The organism is Bacteroides sp. AF39-11AC (assembly GCF_003474285.1).
Taxonomy (GTDB): Bacteria; Bacteroidota; Bacteroidia; order Bacteroidales; family Bacteroidaceae; genus Bacteroides.
On sequence record NZ_QROH01000008.1, the window covers coordinates 17,574 to 43,498 of the forward strand.

The window sequence follows — 25,925 nt, forward strand, 5'->3', positions numbered from 1 at the left end:
TACGCTATGATACGAAACTTTATTATTATAGGCATGGACGATAACCGGGAACCTTTCTTCCCGCCCGAAGTGCTGCGGCATATACGGGAAGGAAAAGTATTCTCCGGCGGCTTACGGCATCGGGAGATTGTAGAGAAGTTACTTCCGGAAGGTGCGGAATGGATTTCCATAACAGTTCCACTGGACAACGTCTTCGCCCAATACGAAAACATTTTTGCAGACTTTGAGAAGAAGGCTTCCGATGCATCTATTGTCGTATTTGCATCCGGAGATCCCCTGTTTTTCGGCTTCGCCAATACGGTAAAACGAAAACTGCCCGATGCAAAGATACGTCTCTATCCGGCTTTCAACTCCCTGCAAACATTAGCGCACAGGCTGGTGATGCCCTACAACGATATGCGTACCGTCTCTCTGACAGGACGCCCGTGGCAGGAACTGGACAAAGCACTCATAGAACGTGCTCACAAAATAGGTGTACTGACAGATCGGGAGCATACCCCTGCCACTATCGCCGCGCGAATGTTGGAATACGGATACATCGATTACACGATGTACATCGGTGAACACCTCGGCAATCCCGAACGCGAGCGCATTCGTCGGATGAGTCTTGAAGAAGCTGAAAAAGAGACATTTGAGCATCCGAATAACTTGCTGCTCTGCTACGATACCCGTAGACAGTCAGCTACGACACCCATAGACGATCAGCTACGACACCCGTATACGGTAAGCTACGACACCCATAGCAAGGAAGCTTTCTTCTCTATAGATAGTCAGCCCTCTATAACTGAACAGCCCCGCCCCTTCGGTCTTCCCGATGAACAATTTGCCCACTTGGACGGACGTGCCCGCATGATTACCAAAGCTCCGATCCGCCTCCTTACCTTGCAGGCATTGGAACTGAATCGCCGCCGTGTCTTTTGGGATATAGGTTTCTGCACAGGTTCTGTCTCCATCGAAGCCCGCCTGCAATTCCCGCATCTTACGGTTGTTTCGTTCGAGATACGTCCCGAAGGAGAAGACCTGATGCGCATCAACTCCCGCCGTTTCGGTGCGCCGGGAATCACAGCCTTAATCGGAGATTTCCTGCAAACTGATCTGGGAGCTCTCCCCCGCCCCGACGCTGTCTTTATCGGCGGACACGGTGGAAAATTAGAAAATATACTGGTACGCCTGAAAGAAGTATTGCAGCCCGGCGGTTGCATCGTCTTCAACTCCGTGTCCGAAAGTAGTAAGGAGCTATTTCGTCAAGGAGTTCATGCCGCAGGAATGACCTTACATTCCTCCCTGCGTATCATCATCAACAATTTTAACCCTATAGAAATAATGAAAGCAACGATATGAAAACAGCTATCCTTTTAGTAACAGGCAACAGCCTCACCCTGGCCGAGACACTGCACCAAGAAATGAACGACTCTGAAATATTCACACTCGAACACTTTCCCGGTTGCACTTATATCTCATCCCTTTCCGATTTCATAGAAGAGAATTTCGACGAATATGATGCATTCATCTTCATTTGTGCCATGGGCATTTGTGTCCGCACCATTGCCCCCCATGTAAAAGATAAGCATACCGACCCGGCCGTGATCTGCGTGGACAGCATGGGACGCAATGCCATATCCGTATTGTCCGGTCACATCGGGCAAGCCAATAAAATCACCCAAGATGTCGCCCACATCTTAGGGGCGAATCCCGTCATCAGTACCTTGAGCGACAATAGCGGATTATGGGCTCTTGACACCCTCGGACAAGAGTTCGGTTGGGAAGTTTTGGTAGGTATGTCGCACGCATACTATAAAAATATAGAACTCCTCGACGACGAAGAAGAAAGCGATGAGGAGGAAGATTACAATGAAGAAGAAGAGGAGTACGGCGAAGATGAGGACGAAGAGTACAACGAGGATGAAGATGAGGATGAAGAGTACGACGAGGATGAAGATGAGGATGAAGAGTACGACGAAGATGAGGATGAAGAGTACGACGAGGACGAGGATGAAGAGTACGATGAGGATGAAGAGGATGAAGATGAGGATGATAACAGTATCATACTTCAAATGAGGGACGGCACCAATTACAACGAGAGAACCAAGGAATTCAACGTCATCATTAACCTCTTCGTCAACAAATACCGTACCGCCCTGTTACTCGAAATCCGCGATGAAGGCACTGACTACCTGGAACGTACCCGCCCCCAACACGTCGACGTCTATTACCATCGCAGCGACATGGATCTCAGCCAGTACAAACTGCTGATTATCGTCAGTCCCTTTATGTTCTTCGACCCCGCAATAGCCCACATACAGTATATTCCTAGAATATTGCATGTCGGCCTCGGGCTCGCACTCGATCCCCCCGAATTCGAAGAACTATTCGTCAATCTCGTTGTAGGCGCACCCGGTAAAAACATCTGTGGGCAAGCCATCAAAGAAGTAGCCACCATTGATGTGAAACGCAACGTAGAAGTGATAAAAAAATTACAGAAACTGGTCGACGTCCGCTTCTATACGGCCGAAGAACTGAGTCAGGTAGAAGTTCCCAATCCCAGCACCACCGTACAAAAGTACATGGGCACGCCCAGTGTATGCGAAGCAGCGGCCATACTCTCATCGCATCACGGTGTGCTATATGCCGAAAAATTCAAAGGTCTCAGCAATAAATCCACCTTCGCCATCGCCATCGAGAATGGATACCTACGTCAAGGGCACATCGAAATCGTCGGCGCTGGTCCGGGTAATCCCGACCTTATCTCCGTGCGTGGAAGGCAAATGCTGGAGAAGGCAGATCTTATCCTCTACGCCGGCAGTCTCGTCCCCCGCGAACTGACATTCTGTGCCAAACCGGGTGCTACCGTCCGCAACTCAGCCTCTATGGACTTGGAAGAACAGTTTGCACTGATGAAGAAATTCTATGATGAAGACAAATTCATAGTTCGCCTGCATACGGGCGACCCCTGCATCTACGGTGCCATTCAGGAACAGATGAACTATTTCGACCAGCATCACATGAGTTATCACATCACACCGGGCATTTCTTCCTTCCAGGCTGCTGCCGCTGCGCTGAAGTCTCAGTTTACCATTCCTGAGAAAGTGCAGAGCATCATCCTTACCCGCGGTGAAGGACGCACCCCCATGCCGGAACGCGAACAGCTCCACCTGCTGGCACGCTCGCAAAGCACCATGTGTATCTTCCTCAGCGCCGGCATTGCCGAACAGGTGCAGGAAGAGCTCTTACAGGAATATCCCGAAACCACCCCTGTTGCCGTTTGCTACCACCTTACCTGGAAGGACGAGCGCATCTATCGAGGAGAGTTGAAGGACCTTGCAAAGATTGTGAAAGAGAACAACCTGACGCTCACCACCATGATTGTCGTAGGTGAAGCCATCGACAACCGCGAAGGCCTTTCCCGGCTCTATGCCCATGAATTCAAACATCTCTTCCGCAGATAAGAAGGGAATGATAATGTGATAGGGTGATAAAGTAGCTGTATTATATATCACGGAGTGTTATCCCACTATCACTTTATCACCCTATCACATTATCACATTTTGTTCAACTAAAACCTAAAAGTAATGATATTAATATTAGGTGGAACCACCGAAGGACGCATCGCTGCACGTACCCTTGAAGAAGCTGGAAAACCATTCTACTACTCTACTAAAGGAGACGAACAGGAAGTAACTATGCACCACGGTATCCGCCTGCAAGGTGCCATGGACGAACTGGATTTGGAGCGCTGTTGCCGGGAACATAACATTCAATTACTGGTAGACGCCGCCCACCCCTTTGCCATACAACTGCACCAGACCGTAGAGAAAGTAGCCTATACCCTGAACCTGCTTGTCATCCGATTCGAACGTATTTATCCGCCACGTGACGAAGAACACATCATCTGGTGCGAAGATTTTGAAGATGCCATTCGGCAAATCAAGAAAGAAGATATCTTCACCCTCCTGGCACTGACAGGCGTACAAAGCATTGCCAAGCTAAAGCCTCTCTGGCAGGAAAGTACCTGTTGTTACTTCCGCATCCTTAACCGCGAGAGTTCCCGCCGTCTGGCCGAACGTGAAGGTTTTCCCGAAAAATATCTGCATTACTACCATGCAGGCGAAGACGAACGCATCCTGTTACAGCAACTTCATCCCGAAGCCATATTGATAAAGGAAAGCGGACTTTCCGGAGGATTCAATGAAAAAGTGGAAGCTGCCCTTCAGGAAGGTATCCGCATTTTTGCAATCCGTCGTCCGCCAATGCCCGGAAGTTTTATGATAGTGAACGGTGAGCATGGCCTACGCCGGATGATTGAAAAACATCTGCCCGATTTTTACCCTTTGCGTAGTGGTCTGACTACGGGTACCTGTGCAGCCGCGGCCGCTGTAGCTGCAACCTGGGATATTTTCAATGTTCAACGCCAGCCCCGACCCGAAGAATTCCCTGTTATTCTCCCTAACGGAGAAACCATTTATGTTCCCGTCGAAGAGCAAGAACTCTACCCGCATCCCAGCTGTATAAACGATGACTGGATGCTGGAGGCAGATGCCACTGTCATCAAAGATGCAGGTGATGACCCCGATGTAACTAATGGCATGCAGATCAAGGCCAATGTTGCCGTGCCTTTCCGTTTTGACGATCCAACACCCGCAGAACTTGGTGCTGATGATTATACCGTTATTGTCTGTGGAGGCGAAGGCGTAGGCATTGTTACCCTATCGGGTTTAGGATTGGAAGTAGGAGGACCTGCCATCAACGTTACTCCCCGCAAAATGATTGAAAACAATGTAAAGGCATGCCTTCAACGACTTGGCATTTCCAAACAACCCAATCCTTTTGCTGTCACTATTTCCGTACCGGGTGGCGAAGAAATAGCCCGACGGACTTTTAATCCCCGTCTGGGTATAGAGGGTGGTATTTCTATCATCGGAACTTCGGGTATCGTGAAACCTTTTTCTTCCGAAGCATTTGTAGATTCCATCCGCAAATCCATGGAAGTAGGTCGGGCAACAGGAAGCCCGCGCATCGTCCTTAATTCGGGTGCAAAGAGTGAAAAATATGTCCGGAGGTACTATCCCGAACTGCCTGCACAGGCATTTATTCATTACGGAAACTTCATTGGAGATACGATAAAGATTGCCGCAGATTTGGAAATCAAAGCAGTGACTTTGGGTATCATGATAGGAAAAGCCGTGAAGCTGGCAGAAGGCAATCTGGATACGCACAGTAAGCAAGTGACGATGAATAAGGATTTCTTACGTGAAGTGGCCCTTTCTGCCGGATGCGGAGGAGAAACACTTGCAGTTATCGAAAAGATAACTTTAGCCCGTGAGTTATGGTCATTGCTCTCTGCCGAAGATTTGCAAGCTTTTGGCTCCCGTTTGCTCGAACTGTGCCATCAATATTGCGACCCGTTGCTACCTGAAGGAGAACTGACTATTCTGCTCATTAGTGAAGAAGGGAAAACAATTACATAGAATAAAAAAACAGGTTTTACATGTAGTCTGTCAGGCTGAAAGCCCTACACTATATAATGAAAGTCCTTCAGGCTACATGCGAAACTTAAATTAAAAAGCTTAAATATGAAACACCCCCAAATAATCCTCGTCACCGGTGCTTCTTCCGGTTTTGGAAGAGTCATTGCTACGCAGTTGGCTGCACAAGGACATATAGTTTATGGCTCCAGCCGGAAAGCAGTTTCCGATAACTCCGGCTTCAAAATGTTGCAATTGGATATTACTGATCCTGCATCGGTAGCCAATGCCATATCTACTATCCTGAAAGAGCAAGGCAGCATCGATGTACTTGTCAACAATGCCGGGATGGGCATCAGCGGAGCTATCGAACTCACTACCGAGGAGGAGATACAACACCAAATGAATACGAATTTCACGGGTGCCGTCCGTATGTGTGCGGTGGTGCTGCCTTTCATGCGCAAAGCAGGACACGGACGAATCATAAATATCAGTTCCATCGCAGGTGTCCTTGCCGTTCCTTTTCAAGCCTTCTACAGTGCATCCAAGTTCGCGATTGAAGGATATAGTGAAGCGCTTTACCAGGAAGTAAAACCGTTAGGCATCCAAGTTTGCGTAGTCGAACCGGGAGATTTCCAGACTGGTTTCACAGCGCAACGGCAAGTGTGCCAGACTTCCCTCTCCCATGCGCAATATGGGGAGAGTTTTGCAAAAGCCATGCGAAACGTAGAACAATCTGAAAACAATGGTTGCCGACCGGAAAAGTTAGGCAAAGCAATCTGCAAACTGGTAAATAGCCGCCGCCCTGCTTTCCGCACAAAAGTCGGTCCGTGGGAACAAGTATTCTTTGCACGCATTAAACCTATGCTACCGTTTAGTCTGGTAGATTGGCTGATCAGGAAATTCTATTAATTAGCTGTGTAGCTCATCCCCTTTGGGCAAAACTTTATAGAATAACATTTTGTGTGTTCTTTCCCAAACACTACCTTTGTGGCATACCCATTCAAAAAGCATGATTCCGTATACAATGAATGAATTACATGAGCGAATTGATAAAGCAGAAAAAGCGATCATCGAAGGAAATGTGATTGATTCTGAAACAGAAGACGCCAAATTAGCAGACTTCATGCGCACACTATGAAAATAAAGACTTATCCTGAAGCTACTCAGGAGCTACGCAAGATTGCCGCTTTTTGCAAACAGCAATGGGGAATTGAGATTGCACACAGGATGTATGGGATCCCCGTCGTGAGCCGCTCGGAATATAGCGCAGCCACTCGTAACTTGTAACTTGTAGCTCGTAGCTAACTAATATTCTCCCAACAGGAATTGTATGTAATCATATAATTTATATCTTTGCGAGCAAATAAACATCAACCCCTTACAAGGTTCAAGTAATGAAACAGACTATTCTCACTATTTTCTTTGCAATCATAGCATTGGGAGCAAATGCCCAATCCCCTATCTCCTTCCAAGTAAAAGCCGGAGTCGGTACCTCCAACTTCAATGGAGAAAATGTAGAAAGTGATACACGCATCGCCTACAAAGTAGGTGTCGGCATGAACTATGAACTCAACCGCACATGGGTGTTTCAACCATCACTGAACTTTGTATCGATAGGTGCCCGTGAAGAAGTGGAATATGTAGGAAAAGTGAACATGAATGAGTTGTATATCCAGCTCCCCATCATGATGGCCGCCCGCCTCAACCTTGGAAAGAATTACAGTGCTTCCCTGAGTGCCGGTCCGTATATTGCCTATGGCGTAGGCGGAAAGACATCCGGTGAGATGGAGGAATATGATTACAGTAGTGAATACAACCCTAACAGAAGCTACAGATTCCGCATAGATACTTTCGGTAACCGGATAGATGACAAAATGGGAAACAAACGCTTCGATGCCGGCCTTATGTTCGGCCTCAACATCGAATATCACAAATTCATATTCGGAGCAGAGCTTCAGTTGGGAATGATCAAGGTAAACGACCAGTTGGATAACCTACTGCAATCATCCGGCATTGAGAAATTCTCTCCCAAGAATCTCGCTTCGTTCTTCACCGTAGGATACCGGTTCTGATTTACAACAGCTCCGCCTGCTTTCGTTTCATTTCATTCAGTACACTGCATGTCAACGGTATGGCAAGAATGAAAGTCAGAAGATCAGCAGTAGCCTGACACATTTCCACACCCTGCAAACCCAGATAATGAGGCAGGATAAAAATCAGCGGAATAAAGAACAATCCTTGGCGGGCAGAAGAAATAATGGTGGCCTTTACCGGTTTACGAATCGTCTGCAACATCATATTGCTCATCACAATCCATGAACCCAACGGGAAAGTAATGAACTGCCAACGCAAGGCAGCAGCCCCTACTGCAATTACATCCGGGTCTCCCTTACGGAATAAAGAAACAATATCCTCCGCAAATCCCATGCCTGCCAGCGCACACACCAACAAGAAGATGAATCCCACCTTTACACAAAACCAGAATCCCTGACGAACACGCGCATACAATCCCGCACCGTAATTGAAACCGCATACCGGCTGGAAACCTTGCCCGAAACCTATCAGGAAAGCATTAATGAACATTGCAATACGGGTGACAATAGACATGCCTGCAATAGCCGCATCTCCATAAGCCCCGGCAGCCACATTCAGCAAGATAGTAGCTACACTCGCCAATCCCTGACGGGCAAGCGAAGGAGTACCACCGCCGATAATTTCCTTAATGAAAGCTAATGAAGGTGTGAAGTTCCTGAAACGGACACGGATATTGCCACCCTTTCTACACATATACAATAACAGGGAGAAACTACATATCTGACTGATTACCGTAGCCAACGCGGCCCCCGATATCCCCATATCGAAGCCAAAAATCAGGATAGGGTCCAGTATCACGTTAATCACCGCACCCGATACGATTCCTACCATCGCATACGCTGCATTTCCTTGGAAGCGAATCTGATTATTCAATACTAACGAAGCAGTCATGAAAGGTGCGCCCAGCAATATGATGCCCAGATATTTCTCCGTATAAGGCAGGATAGTAGGTGTAGAGCCCAATGCCAGCGACAATGGAGTAAGGAAGATAAGTCCCACTACTGCCAGAAATATACCCATAAACAACGCCCAGAAGAAGCCGGTAGCCGCCATCTTCTCTGCATTCCCAGTCTCCTGCGCACCGAGTTTCCGCGAAATATAGTTCCCCGAACCGTGTCCGAAGAAAAAGCCCACCGCCTGAATAATGGACATGACCGAGAACACAATACCTACAGCCGCCGTAGACTGGGTATTGATCTTCCCCACAAAGTACGTATCCGCCATATTATAGAATGACGTAACCAACATACTGATAATCGTAGGTACAGCCAATGATACTATCAGACGGGGTACCGGGGTAGTAGTCAGATAGAGATAATTATCTTTTGTCGAATGTCTCATAGAATCTTTACAATCTCTGCAAGCAGTTCATCAATGGTTCGCACAGTCACCGCTTCGCCGTTTACGGGGTGCAGTACAAAAGTACCGTCTCCTTTCAAATCTCCCGTTTCAATATAAACGTCCGACTCCACGTTTCGGTTTGCCAGAATACCATTTCTTTGCAAAGCTTTCCGCACCATAGCGTATTTTTGTCCGTGCCCGACAATACGGATCCGGGAAGTATACTCATTGTTCACCCGGAATAATCCTGTCTCCAGATCAAACACAATTCCTTTACGGGCAAAGAAACTACTGAGGGTTCCATCCAGTGAAAGGTCTTCGGGAGTTCCGATAGTCACCCCGTTCACCTTATCCATCAACCAGATTTTATCCGCAATCTGCAAGGCAAGTTCCAGATCATGGGTAGACAGGAAAATAGTCTTATCTGTCTGCCGGCTCAACTGATGGAGCAATTGCATCATTTCCACTTTACTCGGGAAATCAAGAAAGGCAGTAGGTTCGTCCAGGAAAATCACCGGAGTTTCCTGAGCCAGTGCCTTGGCAATCATCACCTTCTGCCGTTCACCATCACTCAGTGTATGCACCATGCGATGTGCCAGGTGAGATATCCCAACCAGGTTGATAGCATGGTTCACGACCTCTTTATCTTCTTTGGAGAGTGTTCCCCAGAAACCGGTATATGGACTGCGTCCCAGACCGATAAGTTCCACAGAAGTCATATTGCGGATGTCGCACTTTTCAGTCAGGACTACACTGATCACTTTTGAAAGCTGTTTGTCCGTATAAGAGCCAATCTCTTTTCCCTGTATACGTATTTCACCGGATAACTTCGGTTGAAATGCGGAAAGTGTACGCAACAACGTAGACTTCCCTACCCCATTTGCACCCAGCAGACAAGTCAACTCCCCGCTATTGATTCCGGCACAAATATCGCTTGCCACGACTTTCACATCTCCTTTACCGGGATAGCCAATGGATAGTTTCTCAATATGTATAGTTTCCTGTTTCAAGACCTCTTTATTTTCAATTCTCAATTATTCTTCCAGTTCCCCTTTGCGTTTCCTGAAGAGCACGGATGCCACCACCGGAGCACCTACCAAAGCAGTCACCGAGTTCACCGGCAAAGCTCCTTCAAATCCCGGCATGCGGGCTATGAGGTTGCACACCAACGCCAACGAAGCCCCTACCAGCAATGTGGCAGGCATCAGTATCCGATGATCGGATGTATGAAATATAGCCCGGCAAAGATGGGGAACAGCCAGACCGATAAACATAATCGGACCGCAATATGCCGTCACAATTGCTACCAGTACACCTGAACAGGAGATCACCAACAGGCGTGCCCGCTTGATGTTCAGCCCCAGGTTCCGTGCATACCCATCGCCCAGCAGCAACAGGTTCATTGTCTTTATCAGCAGAAACGAGAGTGGCAACAAGACCGCCATGATACAGACAAACAGTATCATCTGGTCACCCGACACACGGGCAAAACTACCCAGTCCCCAAATGACGTATGCACGAATATCTTCCTCCACACTGAAATATTTCAATACGCCGATAATGGCACTTGCCACATAACCAATCATCACACCGATAATCAGCAGCGTCACATTTCCCTTTACTTTCTGCGAAACGTATACGATAAGTGCCATCACGGACAGTGCTCCGATAATAGCTGCAATAGATAACGCCACTTCTCCCATATATCCGAGCTTGCTCAGTGCCACACCACCCATCGCTCCCGATAGCAATACCACACAAGCTACTCCCAGGCTGGCACCCGAACTGATACCCAACACCGACGGTCCTGCCAGCGGATTCCGGAAAACCGTCTGCATCTGCAAACCACTCACCGATAATCCCGCTCCCGCCACCAATGCCGTCAATGCCTGCGGCACACGGGATTTCCAAATGATATTCTGCCAGATAATAGACTCATCCGTATTCCCCCATAAGATGTTCCAGACGGAACGAAAAGGGATGTGGACAGAGCCTAACAGCAGGTTCAACAAGAAAAACAGGAATATGGATGCCAGTATCACCAGCATCAGGAGCAGTGTCGGTCTTTTCATTGCAAACGTGCGTAGTATTTCGGTTGGTAATCAGGTAACAGATTGGGATGGAATGCATGAATCAAATCTTCCAGCACCACTTCCGGTTCCATCGGCATACTTTCATAGAAAGGTTGCTCGCGCATATTGCAATAAATTACGCCTTTGTCACGGAATGCACGGAAGTCGGCATAACGGGGATCAAGGGACTTCAAGGCATCGTAAGAGAATGTACCGTCGTAGCTATTCACAATACGCCAGTAATCGGCACTCTCCGCCTGGCTGTATACAGTTTCAAAATCCAGTGTAACACCACCGGAACGGGGATCATCTTTCAAGAAGTAATCGGCTCCCGCATCACGGAACAATTCGGCCAAAAAGCTTTTACCACCTACTGCATACCAGTTTCCTCCACGTATCTCACCGCTAAATACTACCGGACGCTTCTTCACATCGGCAGCCAGTTGTTTCAGGTCATTATAATGCTTTTCTATAGCAGCAAACTTTTCATTCGCCTCCTCTTCCTGTCCGATAAACAAGCCGATGAATTTAATCCATTCCGCCTGTCCCAGCGGAGTCATTTCCTTATATCCCAGGTGCGGAACCAAAGGTATTCCGATTTCACGCATCGTATCATATCCGCCACGCTTGAAAGGGGAGATAAAGATGACATCCGGATTCACACTCATGATCACTTCATTATCAAAGTTACCTTCAATTCCTATTTTAGCCGTCTTACCCGACTTCAGGCGCTCATTCATTTCTTTATTGAACAAATGTCGCGTACTGGTAATTCCCACTACCTTATCGCAGGCTTCCAGTTTGATGAAATTGGATAATTGTAAAGAAGTCATGCAAATGGCACTACGCACAGGTGTTTCGATCACCGTATAATCAGAAGGAATTCCTTCAGGTTTCGTCCCCCGGGGCACCAACGCATAATGGAAAGTATTACTGCTTTCATTTTGAGGATCGCACAAATCTACCAAGCGGACATGGTTGGGAAGATATTTCACCTCAAAACCTTGGGCGTAGACCGGATAAATAGAGTCTGTGGCTGATACAGAAGCTGTGGTAGCCTGTAGATCAGTAGGGTTCTGTTTGTTTTTCGGACCGCAAGCCACACATAAAAGACTTAAAAGGGAGACGGTTATTGCAGTAGTTCGTTTCATGACAATAAAGATGTATAGAATTCGGGCACAATATTCGTTATTTTTGGGGAGATACGCAAATACCCGTCCAATAATTTAACCGAATTTGTGCCCGAACACCTACTATATAAAAACGCCTAAAAATTCATCAGATCATTCAACGCTTCGCTCATGCTGGGATGTGTAAATATATAATCACGAAGGAAAGTATATTCCTGTCCTGTCTTCATCACGATTGATACAATATTGATAATCTCGCTCGTTTCCGGTCCGAACAAAGAACATCCCAGAATCTTATTTGTATTGGCATCCACCACCACCTTAAACAACCCGTCAGTCTCGCCTAAAGTACGTGCCCGCGGAATAGCGGCTACCGGAAGTATATTCACCTTTACGTTCAGACCTTTCTTACGGGCTTCCGTCTCACTCAGTCCCACACGCGCCAAAGGAGGATCCATAAATACCGAATAACTCACAGGCTCACGGTCGTCTGTGCGCCGTTCTCCTGCACCGAACAAATCTTCGCGGATAATGCGGTAATCATCCAATGAGATATAAGTGAACTGTAACCCGCCTTTCACGTCGCCAATGGCACGAATGGTCGGATTAGTAGTACGCAGCCATTCATCTACAATAATGGCCCCGCGTTCATTCACTTTCACGCCGGCAACTTCCAGGTTCAACCCCGAAGTATTCGGACGACGCCCAGTTGCCAATAAGATAGCATCTCCTTCCAAGTGATGGATTTCATGAGTTACAGCATCCTCATAAATCACTGTTGCACCCTCCACGGATTGTACCTTTGCGTTGAGATGGAATACAATGCCTTTTTTCTCCAATACGGCCTGTACGCTGGCAGCAACATCTCTGTCTTCGCGGCCAATCAGTTCAGAATACCCTTCAAGTACCGTCACCTTCGAACCGAAGGAGGCATACATGGAAGCAAATTCCAGACCGATATAACCTCCACCCACGATTACCAGCCGCTCGGGAAGTTCTTCCAATTCCATGATGGAAGTGCTGGTGTACACGCGTGGATTCTCTTTTATTCCATCAATAGGCGGCACGATGGTTTCCGCACCGGTATTTATAAATATCTGCGGAGACTGCAATTCAATGACTTCCGTTTCCGTCCGTACCTCCACCACATCAGGACCGGCAAACGATCCGACACCTGTATACACCGTTACATTGGGGTTATCAGCCAGATTATGATAGTTCTTATTCCGCAGGAAGGAAGTCACCTCTTCTTTACGGCCAATGGACTGACGATAATACGCCTTTTTCTCTTCCCACGCAGCCTTCGCCGGAGTTTCCTTAGCCAGGTGTACCAACGTCTTTGTAGGAATACAACCGATATTGATACAAGTGCCTCCATACATGTGATCCGAACGTTCTATAATGGCAACCGTCTTCTGACGTTTTGCAAATTCGGCGGCCAGGGTCTTTCCGCCCTTGCCGAAACCAATGATAATGGCATCATACTTTTTCATATCTCTATTTTTTAAGTTGTTCCAGTACGCTTTTCGCACTGTCTGCTAATATAACAATTGCACCGGCCAAAATGGCTGTATCTTTTATAACTAATCTTCCGGCACCGGTCAATAAAGGAAAACCGAACTCTCCACTGCCCAGATTAGGCACCCATACTTCGGGTGTGGTGACAAGGAAAGAAAGCGTTCCGAGAGTCATGATAATGGCAAGCCCTGCTCCTACCAAGCCCACTTTCGGCCAGAAGATGCCTAGGAATGTAAGAATGCCGATAGTCATGATAAGAATGCCCAGCCCGTGAGAAAAGCCATACGTATTGTTTTCCTTGTGCCACTCATGCTTCACCGCATCAAATTCCCCTTCTTTCAACTTGTACTCCTTATAGTCGGGAGCATCGTGTGTATAGAAGAAACTCATAAAAGGACTGTTTGCCACAAACGGCACGATGCCTTCCGCTTCATAATTCCAGAACTTCAACCCGCCTATCCAAACGAAGATAACCAGAATTGCCACGCGGATAAGATTGATACCTAATTTCTGAGTAGATGCAGCCAGTGTCAGCGCTGCCACGAACATGGATTGTAATTTTGTTTTCATACGATTATTGCATTAATGAATTGTTTTTGTTTTCTGATGCAAAAATCGGGGTTTATGTCGGGCTGTGAAATGGCAATTCTGCCGTATCAGTTGGCAATATTTCCCGTTACGTTCGATTTTCGGAAATCCGATACACTTTCACCGGTCATTTTCTTGAAAAAACGGCTGAAAGTGGACAAATCTTCGAAGCCCAGCAGTTCGCTGATTTCCTTGGCGCTCTTAGTGGTATAAAGCAATAATCTTTTGGCCTCCGCCTCTATCCGTTCATGGATAATGCGCAACGGAGAAGGCACTCCGCAGGAGGCAAACAAATTGGAGAGTGTCTTTGGGGAACGGCATAACAGGTCGGCATAATCCTGTACCTGCTTCTTTTCGCGGAAATGCTGGTCAACCAGAATATAAAAACGGCGGACGATATCAAAGGCTTTTTCCTGTTCCGGCGTGACGCCACACTTTTCACGGGCAATGCGGGTGCAGGTGATAATAAAACGTTTGAGAATGATACGTAACATTTCCTCTTGCAGATTATCGCGAACAGCGGACTCCTGCCGAAAGATACGAATAATGTCATTCAGGTTGGCGGATTGTTCCGGCGAAAGTTTCAGTTTCATCACCCGGGAAGAACCATGAAAAAGGAAACCGTTACAGGATACTTCGTCATCATGACCGAATATGCAGTAGAAATTGCTGTTGAACAGGAAAGTGAGGTACTCTCCCTCCACCGATTTAATTTCAATATGCTGCAAAGGAGTAAGACTTATGATTTCGTCCTGTTCCAACTGTATGGGAATATGGTCTATCTCCAGAGTTAAGGTTCCACCCTGCACCCAAATGAACTTATATAAAGTAGTATCCTGTTGCAGTGCTTTATTTTCATGGAAACAAAAGGTCATTGCCAAATTCCCATTCAGACGGGTATTTAATTGATAATCTATCATGATATGATTTCAAAAAGTGAGAAGAATTTAAATAGTTTCCTCTATTTTCCAGTCCTTCAGTGTCTTTCGTTCACCATCGAAATTAATGCCTACTTTCACTACCGGCAATCCACATAATGCAAAGCGTTCGGGATAATTCTTCAGATTTATCTGATTCATGGCGACCTCTGCACTTCGGTCCAGCTTTAACTCCATCACATAGAGCGTAGTCTGTGTACGAAGTACTATATCTACGCGACCGCGAGGTGTACGCACTTCGACATCCACATAATAGCCAAGAAGGCTGAAAATGATGTAGAACATCTGCTGATAATGTCCTTCATAGTTCGTGTTGTCGCACTGCGGAATAGTAGAAAGAAATGTTTGCAACATCTGCAAGGCCTCGTCCATCCGCCCGTTACGAATGGGAACCGACATCTTGGCTATCATCGTGTTGGTGTTCTGCGTGTACCGTTCCACATAATTGGGCAGCAAGCTGCGCATCAGGCCGATACGAACTTCCTGATTGGGCATATCGAGCAAATAAAGATCAGTCTCCTTATCGTGATTTTTGATGGTGACATAGCCACTTTGATAAAGCAACGGAGTGGCGTTTTCCATTCGTTCCGTGGGAGCGTCAAAATCAGAAGAAAGCACCTCTTCACCCCCTATTGCAGAAGGGAGAACATCAAATTTCTTCAGCATTTCAATCAGATAGGTGGGCGTGCCGCTACCGAACCAGTAAGAGTCCATTTTACCGTCGGCAAAGGCATTCAACAAGCTGAAGGGATTGTAAATATCGGGCGACGGCCAGGTGAAATGATAACCGTCATAATTGCGCTTCAACTGTGCAAGAGCATGCTCGCGGGGCAGTTCCATGCGTGTGGCCAGCCAATCGATGTCACTATCCATCTGTGTCAACATCTCTTCTTCCGTAATACCGCAAATAGCGGAATACGAACTATCCATGCTGACATTTTTGATATTGTTCAGCTCACTGAAAATGGTCAACTGGGAGAACTTTGTGATACCGGTCAGGAAGACATAGCGCAAATAGGGATCACAGGCTTTCAGCGGGCTGTAGAAGTTACGCATCACATTCCGCAGAACAGGCAGATTCCTCTCTTCGTGAACCACATCGAGAAGAGGAGCGTCGTATTCGTCGATAAGGACGACAACCTGCCGACCGGTCTGCTCAAAAGCACGTTGTATCAAGCCGAACAGACGCTGGTTGGGTTTTATTTCATCCGCTTTTCCCACTCCATATATTTCTTCATAAATCGAGAGCTTCTGACTCAACTCCAATTCTAAATCTTCTCTATTCAGATGTTTGGCCGTACTCATGTCAAAATGCAGCACCGGATATTGCGTCCATTCCGCCTCCAGTTTCTCGATAGCCAATCCTTCGAACAAATCTTTCTGCCCATCAAAATAGCTATGAAGCGTAGACACCAGCAATGATTTGCCAAAACGGCGCGGACGGCTCAGGAATAGGTATTTAGAATCGGAATGCGTCATGCGATACATATATTCCGTCTTGTCAATATACAGGTAATTCTTTCTGCGGATTTCCGAGAAAGTCTGTATTCCTATGGGGTAAAGTCGTTGTTGCGGCATCATGTCTATCCTCCTTTTTTGTACATCGGTTCACTGGCAAAGGTACAACATCAATAAATATTTTCCTAATAAAATCCGCATAATTAGAAGTTCACGGACATAGTAAGCCATCGCCAATTACCGGTAATAAGGGAACTTTATTTTAAGTTCATCATCAATAATAAATCGAAACAAAAACAAGCACCCTATTAATAACCGTAAACAGCGTTTTTAAAGAATAACAGAAACGTTTTTAAAGAATGTACCCAACGTTTATTAAAAACGTAAAAGGGGTACTTAAAAAGCAAAAAGCGATAAATACAAACAAAAAAGGCGATAATCCTAATGAGGAAGTATCGCCTTTATCATTTTTCGTATGTTATTATTCCAAGAACGGATATCCCAATTCTAAACAACAAAATTATATTACTAAAACAAGAGAACCGGCAGCAATAATACATATCCGCCAAAGTCCGGGAAAGAAAAATTAGATTTTATCATTTGCCAAATTGTTAGGTTTACTATTAAAGTTATGTTCTCTTCAAAGCCCTACAAATATACTACATCAGGAAGGTGAAGTCAAGTCTTTCAGCCGTTTTTTCCAACTGTTTTCAGACTTTACATGCTAATCTTTTCTGGTACAGGTCATTTGCTTCATTGATCGGCAGACAAGTATATTGATAGCATCAGGTTGGCAAGCAGGCTATTATTGCATTCGGTTCATTAAAAAGTACCGTTGCATCAGAGCGTTTGACTTTAGTAAGCAAGAAAAGGTAGACAAACAAGAAATCGGGTTTTATTTTGTTTTATATTCAGAAAATCCCCAATTTTGCATCCCCATAAAAATTTTTATGGGGATGCTTATCACTAAACACTAACCGTTAATCACTAACAAAATGTCCAACCCCGTCATATTCGTATCTCTCGGTCCCGGTGAACCGGACCTTATCACCCTGAAAGGCTTGAAAGCACTGCAAAGTGCCGATTGTATCTTTTGTCCTGAAACTCGCACCACAAACGGACGGACTTCCTCGCGCGCTGCCGATATACTGCATGCGCTGGATATTCCAGATACTGCCCTCTCCCGCTTTGCATTGCCAATGAATAAGAAACGGGAACAAGCTTTTGCAGCTTATGATAAAGTGTATGGCGAAGCTTCCCTTCTTCATAAAGAAAATAAAAAAGTCTGCATAGTTGCCGAAGGAGATGCAGGTTTCTATTCTTCCGTCCACTATATCTACGAGAAACTGCAAGCCCGCAACATCCCTGTGCAACACATTGCCGGTATCCCAGCCTTCATCGCAGCAAGTGCCTGTGCAGGACTTCACATTGCCAGCCAGGAGGAACGCCTGACCGTCATTCCCGGTATCATTACCGCCGAAGAAATAGAAAAACACATGAAGGAAAAGACTACTATTGTCATCATGAAACTTTCCCAATGTACTGAAGAAATTCGCCGTTGCATTCATCTCCATCCCGAATATGATTATCACTATTTCGAGAACGTAGGAACAGAAAAAGAGAAATATCTGCATGATACAGAGCTGATTTCGGCACTCTCTTTCCCTTATTTTTCACTATTAATCATACGCCACAGCACCTTCTGAGGCGCATTTAATACAATTTCGCACATCATTGGATTAATTTTCACAAAAATGCCTTACCTTTGCCCACTGTGTAATACAAAAGATTTATAGACATGAAAAGACTTACATTGTATATGTTTATGCTCGTACTGAGCATTGGTTACGTTTCGGCACAGGGGAAAGCTGATATCAAATTTGACAAGACCACACACAACTTCGGCACGTTTTCCGAAAACGATCCGGTGGTAAGTTGTGTATTTACATTCACTAACGTGGGCGACGCTCCGCTGGTGATACATCAGGCCGTAGCTTCCTGTGGATGTACAGTTCCCGAATATACCCAGGAACCCGTATTGCCGGGCAAAACCGGAACCGTTAAGATTACTTACAACGGAACAGGTAAATATCCGGGACACTTCAAAAAGTCCATCACTTTGCGCACGAATGCCAAAACAGAAATGATGCGACTCTTTGTAGAAGGAGATATGACACCGAAAGATGCAAAATAAGCATCTTTATATATAAGAATAAAGGAGAATTTTTCAATTCTCCTTTTTTTTTGCTTTCTTTGAAGCTGATTTGGATAAAATAAACAATTAATTGACGACATAATAACTATAAAACATAAAAGCAATTAAGAAACTATGAAACAAGAAGAAGAGAAATTGACCGGTCTGCCGGAAAATGCATTCCGCGAACTGAAACCGGGCGAAGTCTACAACCCGTTGATGAGCCCTGACAAGAAGTACCCGGAAGTTAACCTTTGGTCTGTATTATGGGGTATCGCTATGGCTATCCTCTTTTCGGCTGCGGCAGCCTATCTGGGATTGAAAGTAGGACAAGTGTTCGAAGCAGCCATTCCCATCGCAATTATTGCCGTGGGCGTATCAGGCGCAGCCAAACGTAAGAATGCGTTAGGAGAAAATGTCATTATCCAATCCATCGGCGCCAGTTCCGGCGTTATCGTGGCAGGTGCCATCTTTACCTTGCCCGCCTTATACATTCTACAAGAAACTTATCCGGAAGAAATCACAGTTACTTTCACCCAAGTATTCATCAGCTCTCTGTTGGGAGGTGTGTTGGGTATTCTCTTCCTCATTCCGTTCCGCAAATATTTTGTAAGTGACATGCACGGCAAATATCCTTTCCCCGAAGCAACAGCTACCACACAAGTACTGGTATCGGGCGAGAAAGGCGGAAGCCAAGCCAAACCGTTGCTGCTGGCAGGTATTATCGGAGGTTTGTATGACTTCATCGTTGCCACATTCGGCTGGTGGAACGAAAATTTCACCACACGCGTATGCGGCTTTGGCGAGATGCTGGCTGATAAAGCAAAACTGGTATTCAAAGTGAATACAGGTGCGGCCGTACTTGGTTTGGGCTATATTGTAGGTCTGAAATATGCTTCTATCATCTGTGCCGGCTCACTGGCTGTATGGTGGATTATCATTCCGGGAATGTCCATGATCTGGGGCGACAGCGTGCTGAACCAGTGGAATCCGTCAATTGTGGCTACCGTAGGCAGCATGGCTCCCGAAGAAATTTTCAATTATTATGCCAAGAGCATCGGTATCGGCGGTATCGCTATGGCCGGTATCATCGGTATCATCAAGTCGTGGGGTATCATCAAGAGTGCCGTAGGACTGGCAGCTAAGGAGATGGGTGGAAAATCCAATGTAGAAGCCAGCATGAAGCGTACTCAGCGCGATATTTCTATGAAGATTATTGCTATCGGTTCTATTATAACGCTGTTACTGGTATTCTTATTCTTCTACTTCGATGTGATGCAAGGCAGTTTGCTACATACTGTGGTAGCTATTTTGTTGGTGGCAGGTATCGCTTTCCTGTTTACGACTGTGGCTGCCAATGCCATTGCAATCGTAGGTACGAACCCGGTTTCCGGCATGACGCTGATGACATTGATTCTGGCATCGGTAGTGATGGTATCTGTTGGCTTGAAAGGTCCGGAGGGAATGGTAGCCGCATTGGTAATGGGTGGTGTTGTGTGTACGGCACTGTCTATGGCAGGTGGTTTCATTACTGACTTGAAAATCGGTTATTGGTTGGGTAGCACACCTGCCAAACAGGAAGCCTGGAAGTTCCTCGGAACGATTGTTTCAGCTGCAACCGTAGGTGGTGTAATGATTATCCTGAATAAGACATACGGATTTACCAGCGGACAACTGGCTGCTCCGCAAGCTAATGCAATGGCGGCAGTTATCGAACCGCTAATGAATGGCGTGGGTGCTCCCTGGTTGCTTTACGGCATTGGTGCAGTACTTGCTATCGTACTGAATGCATTCAAAATTCCCGCATTGGCTTTTGCATTGGGTATGTTTATTCCGTTACAACTGAACATTCCTCTCGTTGTGGGTGGTGCTGTAAACTGGTACGTAACCAGCCGTAGCAAAGATGCTGCTCTCAATGCAGAACGTGGCGAAAAGGGTACGTTGCTGGCATCCGGTTTCATTGCCGGTGGTGCGCTTATGGGCGTAGTCAGTGCAGCAATGCGTTTCGGAGGTATCAATCTGGTGAATGATGCCTGGGTAAACAATACGTGGTCCGAAGTACTGGCATTGGGTGCTTATGCATTGCTGATCATTTACTTCATCAAGGCTTCGATGAAAACCAAATAATAGAAATACAATGAGAACAATTTTATTTATCACAGCACTGTTTATGTCAACTCTGCTATCTGCTCAGAAGCCCGTTGAGATACCCTTGTGGCCCAACGGTGCTCCTAATACGAATGGCCTGACAGGAGATCAGGAAGACTTGGATGGCGGCCGTGTGGCCAATGTCGTTAATCCTACCATCACGGTTTATCGTCCGGCAAAGCCGAACGGCATGACTATCTTGATGTGTCCGGGCGGCGGATATGCCCGACTGGCCATGAATCACGAAGGCCACGACATGGCATCCTGGTTCAACACACAGGGAATCACGTATGCCGTCCTGAAATATCGTATGCCGAACGGGAACCGCGAAGTGCCCCTCTCAGATGCAGAACAGGCTATCCGCATTATTCGCCAGCATGCCAAAGAATGGAGTATCAATCCGAATCAGGTAGGCGTTATGGGTGCATCGGCAGGAGGACACCTGGCTGCTTCTCTCTCTACACTTTACAGTAGTGATGAAACGCGTCCGGACTTTCAGATATTGCTTTATCCGGTAATCTCGATGGTACCGGGTATTACTCATGGAGGTTCGCGCAAGAACCTTCTTGGTGATAACCCGACCAAGGAACTGGAAGATGCGTATTCTCTGGAACGTCGTGTATCTCCCCGCTCTCCACAAGCTTTCATCGTACTTTCTGCCGACGATGGTGCTGTGCCGCCCATGAATAGTATCGGCTACTTCCTTGCTCTCAACCAACAGAAAGTTCCCGTTTCCATGCACATCTACCCCATTGGCGGACATGGCTGGGGCTTCCGCGATAACTTCACTTACAAACGCCAGTGGACAGAAGAACTGGAGAAGTGGTTGCGTGACGGGGTGAAATTCGAGAAAAAATAATTAATATAGTAACTCAATGAAAAAACTGACTTTTATCACCTGTCTCGCATTGCTACCCTTGGCCCTTCAGGCACAAGAGGACCGTTACGACCAGTTGACCAATCCGAAGTTGACCAGCATCAACAAAGAGGCTCCCCGAAGTACATTCACTTCGTACACTACTGAAGAAGATGCTATCGTTAATAACCGGGCGAACGGTGCCAACCGTCTATCCCTCAACGGGAAATGGAAGTTCAATTATGTGGAGAACTTTGCCGACCGTCCCACAGACTTCATGAACGTGCGTACTGAGGTGAACCGTTGGCCGGACATCAATGTGCCGGGTAACTGGGAATTGCAGGGCTTCGGTACTCCGATCTACGTCAACCAGCCTTACGAGTTCTGTTCTAAGGGGTACGAACCTTACTGGGATAAGCCTAATCCGCCTTATGTACCCAAAGACTGGAATCCGACAGGTACGTATCGCCGTGATTTCGTTGTTGGCAATGACTGGGATGGAAAAGAAATCTTCCTCAGTGCAGACGGTGTGCGCGGTGCTGCTTTCTATTACATGAATGGCAAGTTTGTAGGTATGAGCAAGGATGCCAAAACTCCTGCCCGCTTCAACGTTACCGCCATGGTCAAAAAAGGCAAGAATATGATTGCCATTCAGGTACACCGTTTCTCAGATGCCAATTATCTGGAATGTCAGGACTTCTGGCGCATCAGCGGTATAGAGCGTGATATCTATCTCTATGCCACGCCCAAAATCCATATTGCAGACTTCAAGGTAGAGACTCCGCTGGATCCTTATTACAAGGATGGTATCCTGCAACTGAAAGTGAAGCTTACGAACGAAAGTGATATAAAGTCTCCTTATGTAGTTTCCTATCGCTTACTTGATGACCAGGATCAGCAAGTAACTCAGTCCTCCACCCGTGTGGAAGGTGATCAGACCGAAGTAGAATTCACGAAAAAAACTCTCCGTGGTGTAAAGCATTGGACGGCTGAAACACCTAATCTTTATACACTCGTCATCAGCCTGAAGCGCACCAATGGCGAAGTAATAGAAGCTACCAGTTGCAAGATAGGTTTCCGTACGATAGAGATTAAGGATAAGCAACTGCTTGTGAATGGCGTGCCTATCCTTGTAAAAGGCGTGAATGTACATGAGCATAATGAATACACAGGACATTACGTTCCGGAAGATCTTATGATCAAGGATTTCGAACTCTGGAAAAAGTATAATGTGAACACCGTACGTACTTGCCACTATCCGCAACAGGAACGTTTCTACGAACTTTGCGACCAATATGGCATGTACGTAATTGATGAAGCAAACATTGAAAGCCACGGTATGGGTTATAACCTCAATGTAGGTGGTACTTTGGGTAACAATCCGTTATTCATGAATGCTCACCTCGACCGTACCATGAATATGTACGAACGCGATAAGAATCATCCATCTGTAATCATCTGGTCACTGGGTAACGAAGCCGGAAACGGACTGAACTTCTACGTTACCTATAATACGCTGAAGATGCTCGATAGCCGTCCTATCCAGTACGAACGTGCCGGATTAGAATGGAATACGGATATTTATTGTCCGATGTACTCTTCTCCCCAATCTATTGAAAAGTATGCCCGGAATAAGGAAATGACTCGTCCGCTTATCCTGTGTGAATATGCTCATGCTATGGGTAACAGTCTTGGCAACTTCCAGGATTATTGGGATGTGATTGAGAAATATCCGATATTGCAGGGTGGTTGCATCTGGGACTGGGTAGATCAAGGCTTTGCCGCCAAGACCAGTGACGGACGCAAATACTGGAATTATGGTGGTGACTACGGCGATACAGGAACTCCTTCCGATGGCAACTTCTGTATCAATGGTGTAGTTTATCCCGACCGCAGTATAAAGCCCCAGACTATTGAAATGGGTAAGGTTTATCAGAACATTAAATTCATTAAGTTCGATCCGCAAACCTGCACAGTGCAGATACGCAATGACTTCTCATTTACTGATCTGAATAAATATGATTTCCATTATGTCGTTCGCGATCATGGAAAAGAGATTTATAAAGGTCAGATGGACAATATCAATGCTGCTCCGGGTAAGACGGCCACCAGTGCATTCCTGCAAGGTATTCCTAAAGAAAAGAATACTACGGGAGATGTACGCATCGAATTCTATGCAACCATACGTAATGCAGAACCTTTCTTACCGGTTGGTACGGTAATTGCACGTGAACAAACTTATGTTCATCCGTTCTTTAAGAAAGAAGTGGTACGCATGGATCCCGCTAAAGTAGATGAAGTCTTTTCACAGGTTGTTTTCAGCGGTGATGATTTTAAGGCAACATTTGATAAACAAAGCGGCTTGCTGACCTCTTATATCTATAAGAAACAAGAGTATATCCATAACGGTCAAGGTCCGCAACCTTTCTTCTGGCGTGCACCTACCGATAATGATTACGGAGCAAAACTTCCCACTCGCCTGAAAGCATGGCGCGAGGCCAGTTACCAGACACCTAAGGCAGAGTCGTTCAATGTTTCTAAAGATGGTGACAAGTCTATTGTAAAAGTTACCTATCGTTTTCCGCAAGTAGATGCGCAGTGGGAAATTACCTATAAAGTCTTTGCCAATGGCATTATCAAAGTGGATAATCGCTTTGTAGCCGAAGGTACGGAAACTCCGATGATACCCCGTGTAGGTTTGCGCATGCAATTATCGGAAATATTAAACGACCTTACTTACTACGGCCGTGGTCCGGAAGAGAACTATCGTGATCGTCGCACTTCCCAGTTTATCGGAGAATATACTACTCCGATAAAGGACTTGTACGAACCGTACATCCGTCCGCAAGAAAATGAGCATCGTACGGATATTTACTGGTGTGCACTCACCACTAAGCAAAAAGCCGGTTTACTCTTCATTGCCGACCGTACGTTTGAACTGAATGCTTCCAACTATCTGCTTGGAAGTCTGGATAGCGGCGAAACCATCGACAATGGTGCTCCACGTACCAACGAAACGAATCATCGTCACCTCACCGACCCACAACCTGTAAAACAGGTAGATATGTTTATCGACTATCGTATGATGGGGGTAGGTGGTGATAACAGTTGGGGAGCTATAGCACACGAACCGTATCTGATTCGTCCAGGTGTAGAAAATGCCATTGAATACGGCTTCTCCATCGTACCATTTGACAAAAAGGCGGATTACAAAAATTTAATCTATCAATATTAAATTTAATCTGTCCAAATTAAGGATTTATGAAAAGGATGTCGTACTTTTGCGACATCCTTTTTTATTTATATTAATAAACGAAAGAACAATGAAAACAATGATTACCCTCCTGTTCAGTGCGCTTTGTGTAGCTACTGTCAGTGCTCAGACAGATGAAAAAGACAATGCCATGCTGAACAATGGAATAAATTTTCTGGATATTCCTTACGTAGCACATACGTTGGAAGTTACCGATGGTGAAGAAGAACTTATCATCAATTGTGATGAAGTGGACTGCACCACTTTTGTAGAATATACTCTTGCTATGACCCTCTCTCCTACCGAAGACGGACAGGTAGCTGAAGGCGATTTTGCTACCAATCTGCAAAAGATCCGCTACCGTGATGGAAAAATCAACGGTTATCCTTCACGCCTGCACTACATTGCAGACTGGGTAAACAATGGTGTTCGTAACGGTTTCCTGGAAGACGTAACGACAGCTTACAGCCCATACACCCAGAAAGTTTCTCTTTCCTACATGTCTTCTCATCCGGAACTGTACAAGCAGCTGAGTAAATCTCCGGAGAATGTAGCAAAAATGAAAGAGATCGAGAAGTCATTGAATGGTCAGGAATTCCATTATATCCCCAAAGATAAGCTACCGTTTAATGGTCTGCCTTGGATAAAGAATGGTGATATCATTGCTATTACAACGAATACTCCGGGATTGGATGTAGCTCATATGGGTATTGCTTTCTATGTAAACGGTAAATTAAGTCTGCTGCATGCTTCTTCTAAAGAGAAGAAAGTGGTTGTTTCGAAAGTGGCTTTAGGACAAATGCTACAGAATAATGATAACTGGACAGGAATCAGAGTGCTAAGGATGAAGAAATAAATCAGAGATGATTA

19 protein-coding genes are annotated in these 25,925 nt (G+C 45.9%); 11 read left to right on the top strand and 8 right to left on the bottom strand.

What is annotated here, in order from left to right:
• The first annotated feature begins 6 nt into the window (after positions 1-6).
• From cbiE to DW036_RS17525, 5 genes are all read left to right on the top strand, one after another.
• Positions 7-1,341 carry a precorrin-6y C5,15-methyltransferase (decarboxylating) subunit CbiE gene (cbiE, locus tag DW036_RS17500; RefSeq protein ID WP_118465538.1) on the top strand — a complete coding sequence of 445 codons (1,335 nt, stop codon included), beginning with the start codon at positions 7-9 and terminating at the stop codon, positions 1,339-1,341.
• The gene (gene cobM, locus DW036_RS17505; RefSeq protein ID WP_118465539.1) at positions 1,338-3,446 is read left to right on the top strand and encodes a precorrin-4 C(11)-methyltransferase; all 2,109 of its coding nucleotides are present in this window, start codon (positions 1,338-1,340) and stop codon (positions 3,444-3,446) included. The genes cbiE and cobM overlap by 4 nt, the downstream gene beginning before the upstream one ends.
• 123 nt (positions 3,447-3,569) lie before the next feature.
• Complete coding sequence (gene cbiD / locus DW036_RS17510; RefSeq protein ID WP_118465540.1) at positions 3,570-5,465, top strand: cobalt-precorrin-5B (C(1))-methyltransferase CbiD; 1,896 nt, start codon at positions 3,570-3,572, stop codon at positions 5,463-5,465.
• 105 nt (positions 5,466-5,570) lie between these two features.
• Positions 5,571-6,374: an SDR family oxidoreductase gene (locus DW036_RS17515; RefSeq protein WP_118465541.1), complete on the top strand. Its 804-nt coding sequence runs from the start codon at positions 5,571-5,573 to the stop codon at positions 6,372-6,374.
• Positions 6,375-6,859: 485 nt separating this feature from the next.
• The gene (locus tag DW036_RS17525; RefSeq protein ID WP_118465542.1) at positions 6,860-7,537 is read left to right on the top strand and encodes a porin family protein; all 678 of its coding nucleotides are present in this window, start codon (positions 6,860-6,862) and stop codon (positions 7,535-7,537) included.
• A gap of 1 nt (position 7,538) precedes the next feature.
• Here the strand turns inward: DW036_RS17525 and DW036_RS17530 are convergent, their stop codons facing one another.
• From DW036_RS17530 to DW036_RS17565, 8 genes are all read right to left on the bottom strand, one after another.
• Positions 7,539-8,900, bottom strand: coding sequence for an MATE family efflux transporter (locus DW036_RS17530; protein ID WP_118465543.1), 1,362 nt, complete (start codon positions 8,898-8,900; stop codon positions 7,539-7,541).
• Entirely contained in the window at positions 8,897-9,910 is a 1,014-nt protein-coding gene (locus DW036_RS17535) for an ABC transporter ATP-binding protein (protein ID WP_118465791.1), read from the bottom strand. Before DW036_RS17535 ends, DW036_RS17530 begins: the two co-directional genes overlap by 4 nt.
• Before the next feature lie 24 nt (positions 9,911-9,934).
• A complete protein-coding gene (locus tag DW036_RS17540) occupies positions 9,935-10,972 on the bottom strand; it encodes an iron ABC transporter permease (RefSeq protein ID WP_007213911.1) in 1,038 nt (345 codons plus the stop codon).
• The gene (locus DW036_RS17545; protein ID WP_118465544.1) at positions 10,969-12,123 is read right to left on the bottom strand and encodes an ABC transporter substrate-binding protein; all 1,155 of its coding nucleotides are present in this window, start codon (positions 12,121-12,123) and stop codon (positions 10,969-10,971) included. Before DW036_RS17545 ends, DW036_RS17540 begins: the two co-directional genes overlap by 4 nt.
• A 116-nt stretch (positions 12,124-12,239) precedes the next feature.
• On the bottom strand, positions 12,240-13,595 hold the full coding sequence (locus DW036_RS17550; protein ID WP_118465545.1) for an FAD-dependent oxidoreductase: 1,356 nt from the start codon (positions 13,593-13,595) through the stop codon (positions 12,240-12,242).
• Positions 13,596-13,599: 4 nt separating this feature from the next.
• Positions 13,600-14,190, bottom strand: coding sequence for a DUF417 family protein (locus tag DW036_RS17555; protein ID WP_118465546.1), 591 nt, complete (start codon positions 14,188-14,190; stop codon positions 13,600-13,602).
• An 86-nt stretch (positions 14,191-14,276) separates the two neighbouring features.
• Positions 14,277-15,125, bottom strand: a complete 849-nt coding sequence (locus tag DW036_RS17560; RefSeq protein ID WP_187374642.1) for a helix-turn-helix domain-containing protein — start codon at positions 15,123-15,125, stop codon at positions 14,277-14,279.
• 30 nt (positions 15,126-15,155) lie between these two features.
• The gene (locus DW036_RS17565; RefSeq protein WP_118465548.1) at positions 15,156-16,727 is read right to left on the bottom strand and encodes an ATP-binding protein; all 1,572 of its coding nucleotides are present in this window, start codon (positions 16,725-16,727) and stop codon (positions 15,156-15,158) included.
• Between the two features lie 872 nt (positions 16,728-17,599).
• On the opposite strand from DW036_RS17565, the gene cobI reads away from it, so the two are divergent.
• The 6 genes from cobI (at position 17,600) to DW036_RS17600 (ending at position 25,911) form a co-directional block, all read left to right on the top strand.
• Complete coding sequence (gene cobI, locus DW036_RS17575) at positions 17,600-18,310, top strand: precorrin-2 C(20)-methyltransferase (protein WP_118465550.1); 711 nt, start codon at positions 17,600-17,602, stop codon at positions 18,308-18,310.
• Positions 18,311-18,402: 92 nt separating this feature from the next.
• Positions 18,403-18,798, top strand: coding sequence for a DUF1573 domain-containing protein (locus DW036_RS17580; RefSeq protein WP_118465551.1), 396 nt, complete (start codon positions 18,403-18,405; stop codon positions 18,796-18,798).
• A 135-nt stretch (positions 18,799-18,933) separates the two neighbouring features.
• Complete coding sequence (locus DW036_RS17585) at positions 18,934-20,925, top strand: OPT family oligopeptide transporter (RefSeq protein ID WP_007213898.1); 1,992 nt, start codon at positions 18,934-18,936, stop codon at positions 20,923-20,925.
• A gap of 10 nt (positions 20,926-20,935) precedes the next feature.
• Positions 20,936-21,805, top strand: coding sequence for an alpha/beta hydrolase (locus tag DW036_RS17590; RefSeq protein ID WP_118465552.1), 870 nt, complete (start codon positions 20,936-20,938; stop codon positions 21,803-21,805).
• A gap of 16 nt (positions 21,806-21,821) precedes the next feature.
• The gene (locus DW036_RS17595; RefSeq protein WP_118465553.1) at positions 21,822-25,037 is read left to right on the top strand and encodes a glycoside hydrolase family 2 TIM barrel-domain containing protein; all 3,216 of its coding nucleotides are present in this window, start codon (positions 21,822-21,824) and stop codon (positions 25,035-25,037) included.
• 88 nt (positions 25,038-25,125) lie between these two features.
• On the top strand, positions 25,126-25,911 hold the full coding sequence (locus tag DW036_RS17600) for an N-acetylmuramoyl-L-alanine amidase-like domain-containing protein (protein ID WP_118465554.1): 786 nt from the start codon (positions 25,126-25,128) through the stop codon (positions 25,909-25,911).
• The last annotated feature ends 14 nt before the right edge of the window (positions 25,912-25,925 follow it).

Excerpts from the sequence above, each read along its gene's own strand:
- DW036_RS17580 (WP_118465551.1), top strand. The coding sequence starts at position 18,403 with ATGAAAAGACTTACATTGTATATGTTTATGCTCGTACTGAGCATTGGT.
- DW036_RS17540 (WP_007213911.1), bottom strand. The coding sequence starts at position 10,972 with ATGAAAAGACCGACACTGCTCCTGATGCTGGTGATACTGGCATCCATA.
- cbiD (WP_118465540.1), top strand. The coding sequence starts at position 3,570 with ATGATATTAATATTAGGTGGAACCACCGAAGGACGCATCGCTGCACGT.
- DW036_RS17555 (WP_118465546.1), bottom strand. The coding sequence starts at position 14,190 with ATGAAAACAAAATTACAATCCATGTTCGTGGCAGCGCTGACACTGGCT.
- DW036_RS17600 (WP_118465554.1), top strand. The coding sequence starts at position 25,126 with ATGAAAACAATGATTACCCTCCTGTTCAGTGCGCTTTGTGTAGCTACT.
- DW036_RS17590 (WP_118465552.1), top strand. The coding sequence starts at position 20,936 with ATGAGAACAATTTTATTTATCACAGCACTGTTTATGTCAACTCTGCTA.
- DW036_RS17585 (WP_007213898.1), top strand. The coding sequence starts at position 18,934 with ATGAAACAAGAAGAAGAGAAATTGACCGGTCTGCCGGAAAATGCATTC.
- DW036_RS17565 (WP_118465548.1), bottom strand. The coding sequence starts at position 16,727 with ATGATGCCGCAACAACGACTTTACCCCATAGGAATACAGACTTTCTCG.
- cobM (WP_118465539.1), top strand. The coding sequence starts at position 1,338 with ATGAAAACAGCTATCCTTTTAGTAACAGGCAACAGCCTCACCCTGGCC.
- DW036_RS17595 (WP_118465553.1), top strand. The coding sequence starts at position 21,822 with ATGAAAAAACTGACTTTTATCACCTGTCTCGCATTGCTACCCTTGGCC.
- DW036_RS17530 (WP_118465543.1), bottom strand. The coding sequence starts at position 8,900 with ATGAGACATTCGACAAAAGATAATTATCTCTATCTGACTACTACCCCG.
- cobI (WP_118465550.1), top strand. The coding sequence starts at position 17,600 with ATGTCCAACCCCGTCATATTCGTATCTCTCGGTCCCGGTGAACCGGAC.
- DW036_RS17545 (WP_118465544.1), bottom strand. The coding sequence starts at position 12,123 with ATGAAACGAACTACTGCAATAACCGTCTCCCTTTTAAGTCTTTTATGT.
- DW036_RS17550 (WP_118465545.1), bottom strand. The coding sequence starts at position 13,595 with ATGAAAAAGTATGATGCCATTATCATTGGTTTCGGCAAGGGCGGAAAG.
- DW036_RS17515 (WP_118465541.1), top strand. The coding sequence starts at position 5,571 with ATGAAACACCCCCAAATAATCCTCGTCACCGGTGCTTCTTCCGGTTTT.
- cbiE (WP_118465538.1), top strand. The coding sequence starts at position 7 with ATGATACGAAACTTTATTATTATAGGCATGGACGATAACCGGGAACCT.
- DW036_RS17525 (WP_118465542.1), top strand. The coding sequence starts at position 6,860 with ATGAAACAGACTATTCTCACTATTTTCTTTGCAATCATAGCATTGGGA.